Here is a 12564-nt window from a genome sequence, read left to right as displayed (position 1 = left end):
GCAACGCTATAGAGTGTTCATGTAATCGAGATAGGAAGGCAGATCAATGTCTGTTGAAGCACTCCCAACCCATGAGGTTATTTTGACTGATGTGGCTGCGCAAAAAGTTCGTAGTCTGCTGGAACAAGAAGGCCGCGACGACCTGCGACTACGGGTCTCAGTTTCACCCGGTGGCTGCTCCGGCCTCATCTACTCCCTATACTTTGACGAACGCCTGCTCGACGGTGACGCCGTGCGTGACTTCGGTGGGGTCGAAGTTGTAGTAGACCGCATGTCCGTGCCCTACTTAAACGGGGCCACGATTGACTTCTCGGACACGATTGAAAAACAAGGATTCACCATCGACAACCCCAACGCCACCGGATCGTGCGCATGCGGGGAATCCTTCCACTAAACAATCCGTGCCGCAATAAGACACATAATTGCGTGTAAGTTACGTGCCGCAATAAGACACATAATTGCACGCTAAGTGCACGCAAGGTAACTGGAAACCTAGCCTAAATGAGCAAGCCAAACCCGTTTGGTTTGCTCATTTTTGAACCAACTGGGCGCTGCTCAGTGAGCGCAAAACGTAGACCGATAGAATTGAACACATGAGAAACACGATTTTCCGAGCACTCCTCGTGCCCCTAATAGCAATCCCCATGGTCAGTGCCTGTACCTCAACACCTAAACAGGACGAAGCAAAACAGACGGCTTCACCAACCGCATCCGCACCCAGCGATGACACGCAAGATTCGGTGCCGGTAGACCGCAAGTACTCGGGAAAACTTCCAGAAGTCAGCGGGGAATACGCAAAAAGCGCGAAAATAACCCCAGTCAAAGCCGACGAACCAAAAGACGCGGTGGTTGCGAAAACACTCAAAAAAGGTGACGGGGACGCGGTTAAAACCACGGACACCGTTATCGCGCATTACCACGGCGCCCTATGGGATGGAACCGTTTTCGACTCCTCTTTCGAACGCTCAGAAAACGAGGGAGACAAACCAGAAAATGGTGGTGCCAAACCAGAAAATGGAGCTGCGAAACCAATCGCGTTTTCTCTCAAACAAGTAATCCCCGGCTGGACCTACGGTTTGGAAGGCCAAAAAGTGGGGGACCGGGTTGAACTAGTAATTCCCGCAAAATGGGGATATGGACCGCAAGAACAGGGGAAAATCCCCGCTAACTCAACCCTCGTATTCGTCGTTGACATCGTCGGTAAACTCGATACGCACGACAAATCTGCACTAAAACAAGGCGAAGCTGCGAAACCGAAACTACCAGACGGGATTAAAGTTGAGGGGAAAGCCGGGGAAAAACCGACTATTCAGATTGACAGTAAAGCAAAGGAACCTGCGAAAGTAGAGGCGATTACCCTAATTAAAGGTAAAGGACGCGTCGTTACTGAAAACGATTTCGTAAGCTACTTCGGTACAGCCCGCAGCTGGGATGGGAAGCAATCAGTGTCCGATTGGGACCGGGATGAAGGAAGCGCGTCGCCCCAAACCGTCGGTAAGTTGATTGGATTCGCGGGCCAAACTGTGGGGTCGCGCGTACTGTGCCTCCTCCCGAAAGTTGAAGGGCAATCTGCTCAAGCCGTGGTTGTGGACATCACTAGTGCACAGGCGGCTAAGTAAACACCGGTAAACGTTCACTACAACGCGGGCGCGGCCGAGCACGTATGCTTAGAATAGTTAACAGTATCCGTGTCACACATTTGAAGATGGTTTCAAAAAGGGGACTTAATGTCTGAAGCACAAGAACGCACCAGTATCCTGCTTTACTCTGACAACTCCGAGCGTCGAGCCGAAGTTATTAAAGCAATCGGTATCCGTCCGGCAGCTGGGCTGCCGCGGGTGGAGTGGACTGAAGCGGCGACTGCTGCTGGTGGTAAGCAAAAGTTCGCGGAAGGCCAGTTCGACCTCGTCATAGCGGATGGGGAGACCCAGAAAACTGGGGGGATGGCGTTCGCCCACGAGCTGCGTAACTCGTTCGACGAAGTCCCCCCGATTCTTATCCTCACTGCTCGTCAGCAAGACGAATGGTTGGCCCGCAGCGCCGGGTCCAGCGCCGTGGTCTGTGAACCTTTGGACCCCATCGCTTTGGAGGACGCGGTCGCTAAACTATTAACAACTAAACATTAGGCGCGAGTTGGGCTGGCACGGTTGATGCCAGCCCAAAACGTCATCCATTACAGATACGTTCCGTCATCAGTCACGCATATAGTTCAAACGTCGGAGGTTACTCATGCTTTATCAGGTTCTAAAGAGAGGTGCCGGTCCCTTTATGAAGGCGGTGTACCGACCTTGGATCCGGGGCAAAGAGAACATTCCCGAAACCGGACCCGCGATTTTGGCTTCTAACCACCTGGCGGTTTTCGATTCCGTGTTCCTACCGCTGATGATTGACCGTGAGGTAGTGTTCATGGGCAAAGCCGACTACTTCACCGGAACGGGTTTCAAAGGTCGGATGACAGCGCGGTTCATGCGGGCTGTGGGGACAATCCCAGTTGATCGTTCTTCAGCGAAAGCAGCGGAAGCAGCGGTGCAAACCGGGTTGAAGCGGCTAAATGAAGGAGGTTTGTTCGGGATTTATCCCGAGGGCACCCGCAGCCCCGATGGGCGCCTATACCGCGGTAAAGTTGGGGTAGCCCGCCTAACCCTGGAGTCGGGCGCACCCGTTATCCCCGTGGCAATGATTGGGACAAACATTGCCCAGCCGATCGGAAAACGTATCCCCACTTTGCACCAGGTGGGGATCGTCATTGGCGAGCCGCTCGACTTCTCGCGCTACGCGGGTCTGAAAGAAGACCGGTACACGCTGCGGGCCGTTACCGACGAGATCATGTACAACCTGATGATGCTCTCTGGCCAAGAGTACGTAGACCGCTACGCCGCCGACGTTAAAGCGGAGTTGGCAGCGCAAGGTAAATTTGCTGGGCCCATTCCCAATAGTGCGAAGGCGCCGGGTGGCCGCGAGAAACCACACACGGAGGTTCCCACTCCGCAACCGGGTGAGGAAGTGGACCTAAAAGGCAAACTTGAAGCCGACGGATCAGGCGGCCAAGCTCAAGACGACGATTCAGCAGCACAGGACAACTAACCGAATCCTGCGAACCTGCGGGCGCCTCAAGCGCTATATCCCCCAACCGGGGAATGCTTCAAGCGCGAGATACCCCAAGCGGGGAATAGGGGGTCGGTGAGGGAACCGACTAAGATAGAAGCGGAACTGAAAACTGTAACTAAAATAGAACCTAGTTTATTCAACGAAAGGTGTTTTGATGACCGTCAAGCGCGTAGCTCTATTGACCGCAGGTGGTTTCGCCCCCTGCCTCTCATCAGCCGTAGGTGGGTTGATTGAACGTTACACGGAGCTGGACCCCAGCGTGGAGATCATCGCATACCAGTACGGCTACCACGGGCTGCTCACCGGTAACTACGTGACGATCACGGATGAGGCCCGGGCGAAAGCCGGTTTACTGCATGAATACGGTGGTTCCCCAATCGGTAACTCCCGCGTGAAGCTAACGAACGCGAAAGACCTGGTGGAACGCGGACTCGTTAACGAAGGCGAAGACCCACTGAAGGTCGCGGCGGAACGCTTGCGGGCAGATCACGTCGACGTCCTGCACACCATCGGGGGCGACGACACGAACACAACCGCCGCGGACCTCGCGCACTACCTGGAGGACAACGGCTACCACCTAACGGTAGTGGGACTACCTAAGACAATCGACAATGACGTGGTGCCGATCCGCCAGTCACTGGGCGCCTGGACGGCAGCGGAACAAGCTTCGAAGTACGCGCAGAACATCATTGGTGAGCACCGCTCTAACCCGCGGATGCTGATTATCCACGAGGTCATGGGACGTAACTGCGGGTACCTGACGGCAGCTGCTGCGGCGAACTACCACGAGTGGGTTAAGCAGCAACCATGGGCACTAGAACTCGGCCTAAGCCAAGAACGGTGGGATGTGCACGCCGTGTACGTACCCGAAGCACACGTGGACATCGACGCGGAATCTGAACGCCTCAAGAAGGTCATGGATGAAATCGGGAACGTCAACATTTTCCTCTCCGAAGGTGCGGGCGTGGACGACATCGTCGCGCAAATGGAAGCTGCGGGAGAAGAAGTGCAGCGCGACCCGTTCGGACACGTGAAGCTAGACACCATTAACCCGGGTAACTGGTTCGCGAAGCAGTTCGCGCACAAGCTCGGCGCGGAAAAAGTGATGGTCCAGAAGTCCGGTTACTTCTCTCGCTCGGCGAAAGCTAACGCGCAAGACCTGCGGCTCATTAAATCGATGACTGACTACGCGGTGGAATGCGCTTTCGAAGGCACCTCTGGCGTGATCGGACATGACGAAGAAGATGGTAACAAGCTGAAAGCCATCGCGTTCAAACGGATCGCAGGCGGCAAAGCATTCGACACCACCCAAACGTGGTTCACGACGCTTCTGGATGAGATTAATCAGCCGCGATAAGACCGCATAGTTCTAAGTCTTGAGGGTGTGGGAGCCGCCGCGCGACCCCGCACCCTCAAGACATATTGGAACTAGGTCCGAACACCAGAAATACTTAGCCAAGCAGATGATTATTGACCAAACGTTCCCGTGGGATTCGTGGCGGAACCTACCTGCCAGCCAACAACCGCAATACCCAGACGAAACCCACGTGCGAACGGTCGCGCAGCAACTGCGCAGCCGCCCACCCCTCGTGTTCGCCGGGGAGGTTGACGACCTGCGCGCACTCGTGGGAGAAGCAGCGCGGGGCAACGCGTTCATCCTCATGGGAGGTGACTGTGCAGAAACATTCGCGCACTCCACCGCCGACCGGATCCGCCTCAAAATCCAAACCATCCTGCAGATGGCAGTGGTGCTCACCTACGGAGCGTCCGTGCCGGTGGTGAAAGTAGGCAGAATCGCGGGACAATATGCGAAGCCCAGATCCTCAGACGTGGAAACGCGGGGGAATGTAACACTGCCTTCCTACCGTGGGGACGCCGTGAACGAACGCGATTTTACCGCGCAGGCTCGGGTGGCGAACCCGGCCCGGCTGCTGGACCTATACCAGCATTCCGCTGCATCATTGAACCTCATCAGAGCATTCACGCAAGGTGGATACGCAGACCTGCGGCGCGTACACGAGTGGAATAAAGGCTTCATGTCGAACCCCACGTACAAGCGGTACGAGCGGCTCGCACGCGAAATAAATCAAGCCGTTGGGTTCATGGAGGCCGCTGGGGTGGATTCCGAGGCGCTGCGGGTCGTGGATTTCTACGCTTCCCACGAGGCCTTATTGCTGGAGTATGAGGCGGCGATGACCCGCGTGGATTCGCGCGGCGGTGAACACTACGACACATCCGGGCACTTCTTGTGGATCGGTGAGCGCACGCGCGACCCGAAAGGCGCGCACGTGGACCTGCTCTCGAGCGTGCGCAACCCAGTCGGAGTGAAAATATCCCACACGGCAAAGCCCGATGATTTATTTGCCCTGATGGACCACCTGAATCCGCAGGCAGAACCGGGACGACTTACCTTTATCACGCGGATGGGGGCGGGGAATATTCGCGAGTGCTTACCACCCCTGCTGGAAGCCGTGAAGCAAGATGGCCGGCCCGTAACCTGGGTGTGCGATCCGATGCACGGGAACACGATTACTTCCTCGACCGGTTATAAGACGCGTAGTTTTGAAACAATCATGAAGGAAGTTGAGGGGTTTTTCACCGCTCACCGCGAAGCCGGTACTGTGCCGGGTGGTTTGCATGTGGAACTCACGGGGGATGATGTTACTGAGGTTCTGGGTGGGGCAGCTCATTTAGATGATGAGGGGTTGCGTGCCCGGTATGAGACAGCGGTGGACCCGCGGTTGAACCACCAGCAGTCCCTTGAGATGGCGTTCCGGGTAGCGGACTTGCTGCGGGAGGCAACCACCGCCTAAACCGAGCCTGCGCCGACTTCTTACAGACGCGAATTCACACCGACTTTTTGCAAAAAGCGAATTCAGACAGCTTTCTAAAACGCGGATTCACACCGTCTTCTTGCAAAAACGGTTTTACACAACGCGGATAGTGACGGTGGACCCAATTTTTGCGTTGTCGCCTTTACCGGGCTTGGTGGCGATAACGCGGTCGAGTACGGAGGCGACGCGGTCCACTTCCACTTTGAACCCGGCGGCTTCTAACTTGGCCTTCGCATCCGCTTCACTAAGGCGGGTCACGTCTGGAACAGGAATCACTTCGGGGCCCTTCGACACCACCAGTTTCACGGTGTCAGCACGGTAGCGGGTCTTGCCGCCCGCTGGGTCTTGCGAAATCACGGCGCCTTTTTTGACGGAGTCAGAGAACTCGCTGTCAGTCGTCACGTTCAACCCCAGGTCGGTGAGAATCTTCTGCGCATCCGCCTGCGGCTTACCCGTCACGTCCGCGACTTCGATGGGTTTGCGGCCTTTAGACACCACTAGCTCTACGGCACTGTCGTGCTTAACTACCTCACCGGACTGCGGATTAGTAGCAATCACCACGCCTTTTGGAACGGATTCGGAGAACTCTTCTTTCACTTCCCCCGGTGCGAGCCGCGCGTTTTGTAACGCCTGAGCAGTTTCGTCTTGCTTCATCCCCACCAGGCTTGGGACCTGCACCATTTCCACACCCTTGGATACAACGAGGTGCACAACGCCTCGCTTATGTACCCGACCACCCGGTTTCGGTTGGGACGTGATGATCGTGTCTTTTTTGACGGTGTCCGAAAACTCGTCTTCCCGCACGTACTTGAGGTTGAGTTTCTTCAGCTCCTCACCCCCTTGAGTGGCGGTGAGGCCCGCTATTTTCGGGATCGTAATGTACGAACCGGGGCCGTATTCGAACCACCACCACGACAGGGCAGCGGTGGCGGCAATGAGCAGCACGAGAATCGTGGCTATAACGAGCGGTAGTTTTCTGCGTTTCTTCGTTGGCTGCGGCTTCGCAATGCGGATCGGCTTACTATTGGATTTCCTGGTTGCGGGCAACGCCATCGTGGGGGATTGCCACGCTATCCGGTTCGTGTCCTGGCTGGTTGCGGGTCCGCCTGCGCGCTGCGCCCGCCGCTCAAGGATTTCGTTGGGCAGCTTCTCGCGAATATGCTGCAGTGCCGTGAGCGCTGCGGACGCGTCGATCGGCCGGTCTTCCGCGTGCCGGGCAGCGAGCGCGCACACGAAGTCATCTATTTCAGAGGGGATCCACGACTCGAGCGTTGACGGCGCGGGAATGTCTTGGTTCACGTGCGCGAGCGCGATTTGGATTGGTTTGAGCGTTTCAAACGGGGTGTGGCCGGTGAGCATTTCGAACATCATGATGCCCAGCGAGTACAGGTCAGCTCTGGGACCGACCTCAACTTCATTAACCACTTCTGGAGCGATGTACGCAACGGTTCCGAGCACCGTTCCAGTAGTTGCAGCAGAAACGTCTGAGGCGGCGCGCGCCAACCCGAAGTCCGCTACTTTCGCGGGACCTTCCGGGGGAAGGAGCACGTTTTCTGGTTTGATGTCGCGGTGGGCCATACCCACGCGGTGAGCGAGCGAGAGGGCTTGAAGCACGTTTTCGGTGATGTCGAGGCACCTGCCAACAGAAATGGCGCCTTGAGCGTTCAGTACTTGCCGCAGGTTAATCCCGTCCACGAGTTCCATAACCAGGTAGCCGCTCCCCGCAACTTCACCCTGGTCAAAAACGGATACTACGCACGGGTGGATGATGCGTGCGGCGGACCGGGCTTCGCGGCGAAACCGCTGCACGTAGTCGGCTGATTCCGCCAGGTGTGGGTGCATGACTTTAACCGCTACGGGCCGGCCGAGTCTTTCGTCATGCGCAACGTAGACGGTTGCCATCCCACCGCGTGCTAGCCGGCGTTCGATGCGGTACCTGCCGTCTATCGTCATTCCCACGAGGGGGTCGGTGACTCGGTTCGTTGTTGCTGGGCGGTGGGTGTTCGGTTCTGAAACTGCGACCGGTTTATTAGAAGGTCTCTGAGCTGGTTCAGCAGAGGGTGGGTTGGTGGGCTGGGAGTCGGGTTGATTGGGTGATTGCGTTTGCTCAGAAGCGGACACGCCTTCGGGGCGGGTCCGCGAACTTGTTTCCTCATGCCCATTAGCCACGGCAAAATTGTACATAATCTAACGGCGAAGGCTCAGATGTGCGGCGGCGAGCCTGAGGACCCGCCAAAGCGCCGAAGCGGAAACCCCCGCCAAATCGTTGCAAAATGGGATCGGTGAATTCGTTAAAATGTGGGTATGAACGATTTTCTAACGGTAGCGGAAACTGCGCGACTACTCGGGTTGCCGCAAACGCGAATCAAGCAGCTTTGGGCTCGCCGCGAACTCATGAAAGTACGCAAAGATAAGGTTGCGATGGTTCCCGCGCAGTGCCTGTTGAAAAGCGAGAACGGGTGGATTCCCCGCCCCAGCATAATGGGAACGCTCACGATGCTGGCGGACGCTGGTTTTTCTGATGAGGAGGCGGCGCAGTGGATGCTCAGCCCTCAGGAGAGCCTAAATGATCGCCGTCCCTTGGACATGCTTGCCGCAGACGAAGTGCACGCCGTGCGGGCAGCGATTATCCCACTTGCCTTCTAGGTTCTCTAACTCTCGTGACTAGGAGGCGCGCTGCGTGAGGATCCGGCCAAGTTCTAAGAGCGCGTGCTCGCGCGGCCCATCTAACTTGAGGGTGCGGGCAATCTGCGCGCCTTTTTCCGTGTACCGGCGAATCATCGCTTCGTGAACGCGGGTGGCCCCAGTTGTTTGACAGATACGGCGTACGCGCGCAACCTCTTGCGCAGTAGCATCCGCCCGGCCCAGCGTCGTTTCAATAATTTCGCGTTCAGCCGCGTTCGCCCGCTGCAGTGCCAGTGCTATCAAAACGGTGCGTTTTCCCTCCAACACGTCGTTGCCAGTGGGCTTACCAGTCTGCTCCTCGTCACCGAACATGCCGAGGGCATCGTCACGCATCTGGAACGCGATCCCCCAATAGCGGCCCACTTCCTCGAGCTTCTTCACGACCAGGCTGTCCGCCGGTTCGTTAACTAAAGCTCCTAGTGCGAGGGGGCGCATCGCAGAATAATGCCCAGATTTCAAGGCAATAACTGTTTTAACCTCCTCTTCCAACGCATCCGGATCCGCTAGAGGCGCATGCTCAGTGAGGATGTCCAAGTACTGTCCCCAGGCAACCTCAGCGGTCATCGTCGCCATGTAACTATGTACGCGCGCGGCTACCTCAGGGGCTAGGCCTAAAGTGGCGTGTGCTGTCGCCAAGTGGTTTAAAGACAGCAGGAAATCGCCCACGAGGATCGCCATGTGCTCCCCGGTGCGCGCGCCGTAACTGGCCGCGGCCTCGGCGTGGAGTGAAGCATGACCGCGCCGCGTGCCAGCCGCGTCAATGACATCGTCATGCACCAGGGCAGATGCCTGGTAGATCTCAGTTGCCATACCCAAGGCCTGTGCCACAGGATCCTGCCCGAAAGGTGCGGCGCCCGTAATGTACGCACCAATGTTCACACACAGTGCCCGCAGAGCTTTACCCTCCCCGAGGTAAAGCCTGGCTAAACGCAAGAACTCCTCGCGCTCAGGGTGATCTAACCAGCGGGGTTGCTGCTGGGAAAAAAAGGCGAGCGTTCGCTCGTGAACGCCGCTTGCAAAGTCGGTTACGAAATCGGAGGAGAATTCTATATTCCGGTCGGATTCATGCGAACTCATGATTACAAAGCTACCCTAATAGATACGAATCGAGTATTGATTAGGGGGAACCCATGTCCGTGTTAATCAGCTACCACGGTAATGCCGAGTCGGACGCAGCCTTGAAACTGGCGCTGCAACTAGCGCAACTGCGCCGCACCCACCTGGTGATAGTGGTAGCAGCCCGCTTCTCGAAAGGGGATGAACGCACTGTCTCGAACGCCCACGACCGACTTTGGGAAGCCCTAGAGGGCACCACCATTCCCTTTAAAGTTATAAGCGCTACCGCCGACAAAACCGTTTCCGAATCCGTACTCGACACCGCAGTTGAAACAGACGTGGACCTGATCGTCTTGGGATTGCGCCGCGGTGGGTCAAAACATACGTACATGGGAGATAACGCAACCCGAATCCTGCTCGACGCCCCATGCCCGGTGGTGACTACTACGGAACACGTTTTAGAAGACGAGTAACCCAGGTTAGGTAGTAACTCCGCAGCTAGAAGGTGAATAGGTTCGCAAGTCTTTATGCTGCGCGGTTTTTCTACCGAGCGCTTATGGATTGCGGTAGGAGCAGTCACAATCGCGTTCGCGGTTAGCCGATAATAGCGCTCAAAGTGGCGGATATGGCGTGCGGATGATTACAATTGTATGCGATTGTCCACTCATCAGTTTAACGCGCCCAAGATATCCCATCTTGTGCAACAGAACTTTCTAGGTCAACTGCGGAAAGGTTGATTTCGTGACTACTGCTTCAAAGAGCACTAAGACGACGTCTAAGAAACGGGCAGACGAGAAAGCCCAGAAGACGAGCACCACCCCTCAGCAAGCTAAGTCAACGGCGAAGAAGGAACCGGCGAAGTCTAAAACAGCTAAGAAACCAACCACCAAGAAAACAGCCGCTAAACCTGCGTCCACCAAGGCAGCTGACACGAACACCGCGAAAACGCAGGCGGGCAAATCCAAATCTACGAAAAAAACTACGGCTGCGAAGAAGACATCGGACAAGAGCGCGGGGACAGCCAAGAAGGCGCCGGCAAAGAAAAAGACTGAGGATAAGGCCGCGTCCACCACGAAGAAGACGACTGCCGCTAAGAAGACATCGGCTGCGAAGAAGACAACTAAGAAAAAGTCAGCGGCGAAAACAAGCGCTGCAACTAAGGAAACTGCGGCGGAATCTGCGGCAAGTAAAGACGCTCCGAAGAAGTCTGCTAAGAAGAGTGCGGCTAAGAAAACTACCGGTAAGAAAACCACTAAGAAGACTGCCGCGAAGAAATCTACGGCGAAAACCACTGGTGGAAGTTCTAAAAAGAAAGCTTCGAAGAAGAAAACTGCCAGCGAGGAGCCGGTAAAAGACCAGACGCAAGACGTTGAGGACGCGAACGAAGAAGAGGAACGTGACCCTCAACTAGATGAGCTTGAAGACGAAGAGATTGAAGACCTCGAAATAGACGAGGATGAGGAGGAAAACTCCGACTCGGACGAGGGTGAAGAAGACGAGGACGAGGACGACGACAACCCGAGAACAGCGCGGGGGCGGCGCAAGCAAAAAGAGAAAGAACACCAGGAAGCGCAGAAGTCCGGTGGGTTCGTGGTCTCGGATTCTGACGACACGGACGAGCCCGTGCAGAAAGTTACGGTGGCGGGTGCTACCGCGGATCCGGTTAAGGACTACCTCAAGCAAATCGGTAAAGTAGCGCTGCTGACCGCAGAAGAGGAAGTTGACCTGGCGCGCCGGATTGAAGCGGGGCTGTTCGCAGAGCAGAAAATTAAACGCGGTGGAAACGAAATCCCTTCGCGTCTGCGCCGTGAATACCAGATCTTGGTGCAAGACGGGCAGCTAGCTAAAAACCACTTGCTGGAAGCTAATCTCAGGCTGGTGGTGTCGCTGGCGAAACGGTACACGGGCCGCGGCATGCTGTTCCTGGATCTGATCCAAGAGGGGAACCTGGGGCTGATTCGCGCGGTTGAGAAGTTCGACTACGCAAAAGGCTACAAGTTCTCTACGTACGCAACCTGGTGGATCCGCCAGGCAATCACCCGGGCGATGGCGGACCAGGCGCGGACAATCCGGATTCCTGTGCACATGGTGGAGGTCATCAATAAGCTGGCGCGCGTGCAGCGGCAAATGCTGCAGGACCTGGGCCGTGAACCAACCCCGGAGGAGCTGGCGGAAGAACTCGACATGACGCCTGAGCGCGTGGTGGAGGTGCAGAAATACGGTCGCGAACCCATTTCACTGCACACCCCACTTGGGGAAGATGGGGATTCGGAGTTCGGTGACCTGATTGAAGACTCCGAGGCGATTGTGCCCACCGATGCCGTATCGTTCACGCTGCTGCAAGAACAACTGCACCGCGTGCTAGATACACTGTCTGAGCGAGAAGCCGGGGTAGTGTCAATGCGATTCGGGCTCGGGGATGGGCAGCCAAAGACGCTGGATGAGATCGGGAAGGTCTACGGCGTTACGCGCGAGCGGATTCGACAGATCGAATCGAAAACCATGTCGAAACTGCGCCACCCGTCTCGCTCCCAGGTGCTGCGCGACTACCTCGACTAAGCAGCGGCCTGCACAAGTGAGGTAGCGCGGCAAGTAGCGGCCAGCGGCCCCGCGCCGCTAGTTACCCACCGGTAGGGTTTGCGAAACATAACCCTGGTTTACGTGTGTAAACATAACCCTGGTTTACGCGTGTAAACATACCTACGTGTTCAAGCAAAAACTAAGGGCCTAGATCCACTGTGGATCTAGGCCCTATTAATACGCGCCTGGCTTAACGCAACGCGTGGCCGGATGTAGCGCGCCTTATTGCAAGGCGCCTTGCGGTAACGCGGATTGTGGCACGCGTCTTTTTATTGCGGACATTGTTGTAGAGCGCTTTGTT

General features: G+C 56.4%; 11 protein-coding genes. 9 read left to right on the top strand and 2 right to left on the bottom strand.

Annotated features, from left to right (window positions below):
• Positions 1–46 precede the first annotated feature (46 nt).
• From QS713_RS06740 to QS713_RS06715, 6 genes are all read left to right on the top strand, one after another.
• On the top strand, positions 47–394 hold the full coding sequence (locus tag QS713_RS06740) for a HesB/IscA family protein (RefSeq protein ID WP_102215693.1): 348 nt from the start codon (positions 47–49) through the stop codon (positions 392–394).
• A 199-nt stretch (positions 395–593) separates the two neighbouring features.
• Positions 594–1619 (top strand): FKBP-type peptidyl-prolyl cis-trans isomerase, encoded by a 1026-nt coding sequence (locus QS713_RS06735; protein WP_313273624.1) that lies wholly within the window; start codon positions 594–596, stop codon positions 1617–1619.
• Positions 1620–1727: 108 nt separating this feature from the next.
• Positions 1728–2126: a response regulator gene (locus QS713_RS06730; RefSeq protein ID WP_102215695.1), complete on the top strand. Its 399-nt coding sequence runs from the start codon at positions 1728–1730 to the stop codon at positions 2124–2126.
• 103 nt (positions 2127–2229) lie between these two features.
• The gene (locus QS713_RS06725) at positions 2230–3084 is read left to right on the top strand and encodes a lysophospholipid acyltransferase family protein (RefSeq protein ID WP_313273620.1); all 855 of its coding nucleotides are present in this window, start codon (positions 2230–2232) and stop codon (positions 3082–3084) included.
• A 178-nt stretch (positions 3085–3262) separates the two neighbouring features.
• Positions 3263–4465, top strand: coding sequence for a pyrophosphate--fructose-6-phosphate 1-phosphotransferase (locus tag QS713_RS06720; RefSeq protein WP_313273618.1), 1203 nt, complete (start codon positions 3263–3265; stop codon positions 4463–4465).
• Positions 4466–4571: 106 nt separating this feature from the next.
• Positions 4572–5921 carry a class II 3-deoxy-7-phosphoheptulonate synthase gene (locus tag QS713_RS06715; RefSeq protein WP_313273615.1) on the top strand — a complete coding sequence of 450 codons (1350 nt, stop codon included), beginning with the start codon at positions 4572–4574 and terminating at the stop codon, positions 5919–5921.
• A 114-nt stretch (positions 5922–6035) separates the two neighbouring features.
• On the opposite strand, the gene pknB is transcribed toward QS713_RS06715, so the two are convergent.
• Positions 6036–8126, bottom strand: coding sequence for a Stk1 family PASTA domain-containing Ser/Thr kinase (gene pknB / locus QS713_RS06710; protein ID WP_313273612.1), 2091 nt, complete (start codon positions 8124–8126; stop codon positions 6036–6038).
• 120 nt (positions 8127–8246) lie between these two features.
• Here pknB and QS713_RS06705 point away from each other — a divergent pair, with 120 nt between their 5' ends.
• Positions 8247–8588, top strand: a complete 342-nt coding sequence (locus tag QS713_RS06705; RefSeq protein ID WP_313273609.1) for an Rv2175c family DNA-binding protein — start codon at positions 8247–8249, stop codon at positions 8586–8588.
• 18 nt (positions 8589–8606) lie between these two features.
• On the opposite strand, the gene QS713_RS06700 is transcribed toward QS713_RS06705, so the two are convergent.
• Positions 8607–9704, bottom strand: a complete 1098-nt coding sequence (locus QS713_RS06700) for a polyprenyl synthetase family protein (RefSeq protein ID WP_313273606.1) — start codon at positions 9702–9704, stop codon at positions 8607–8609.
• 53 nt (positions 9705–9757) lie between these two features.
• Here QS713_RS06700 and QS713_RS06695 point away from each other — a divergent pair, with 53 nt between their 5' ends.
• Positions 9758–10156, top strand: coding sequence for a universal stress protein (locus QS713_RS06695; RefSeq protein ID WP_313273603.1), 399 nt, complete (start codon positions 9758–9760; stop codon positions 10154–10156).
• Between the two features lie 268 nt (positions 10157–10424).
• Positions 10425–12242: an RNA polymerase sigma factor gene (locus tag QS713_RS06690; RefSeq protein WP_313273600.1), complete on the top strand. Its 1818-nt coding sequence runs from the start codon at positions 10425–10427 to the stop codon at positions 12240–12242.
• The last annotated feature ends 322 nt before the right edge of the window (positions 12243–12564 follow it).

Source organism: Gleimia hominis, from assembly GCF_032085515.1.
GTDB classification, from domain to species: Bacteria; Actinomycetota; Actinomycetes; order Actinomycetales; family Actinomycetaceae; genus Gleimia; species Gleimia hominis.
Note: the sequence above shows the minus strand (reverse complement) of the source record. Positions and strands in the feature narration are given on the sequence as shown.

Bases quoted from the DNA above. Each gene is read 5' to 3' on its own strand.
- QS713_RS06730 (WP_102215695.1), top strand. From the start codon at position 1,728: ATGTCTGAAGCACAAGAACGCACCAGTATCCTGCTTTACTCTGACAAC.
- QS713_RS06740 (WP_102215693.1), top strand. From the start codon at position 47: ATGTCTGTTGAAGCACTCCCAACCCATGAGGTTATTTTGACTGATGTG.
- QS713_RS06695 (WP_313273603.1), top strand. From the start codon at position 9,758: ATGTCCGTGTTAATCAGCTACCACGGTAATGCCGAGTCGGACGCAGCC.
- QS713_RS06715 (WP_313273615.1), top strand. From the start codon at position 4,572: ATGATTATTGACCAAACGTTCCCGTGGGATTCGTGGCGGAACCTACCT.
- pknB (WP_313273612.1), bottom strand. From the start codon at position 8,126: ATGTACAATTTTGCCGTGGCTAATGGGCATGAGGAAACAAGTTCGCGG.
- QS713_RS06700 (WP_313273606.1), bottom strand. From the start codon at position 9,704: ATGAGTTCGCATGAATCCGACCGGAATATAGAATTCTCCTCCGATTTC.
- QS713_RS06705 (WP_313273609.1), top strand. From the start codon at position 8,247: ATGAACGATTTTCTAACGGTAGCGGAAACTGCGCGACTACTCGGGTTG.
- QS713_RS06725 (WP_313273620.1), top strand. From the start codon at position 2,230: ATGCTTTATCAGGTTCTAAAGAGAGGTGCCGGTCCCTTTATGAAGGCG.
- QS713_RS06735 (WP_313273624.1), top strand. From the start codon at position 594: ATGAGAAACACGATTTTCCGAGCACTCCTCGTGCCCCTAATAGCAATC.
- QS713_RS06720 (WP_313273618.1), top strand. From the start codon at position 3,263: ATGACCGTCAAGCGCGTAGCTCTATTGACCGCAGGTGGTTTCGCCCCC.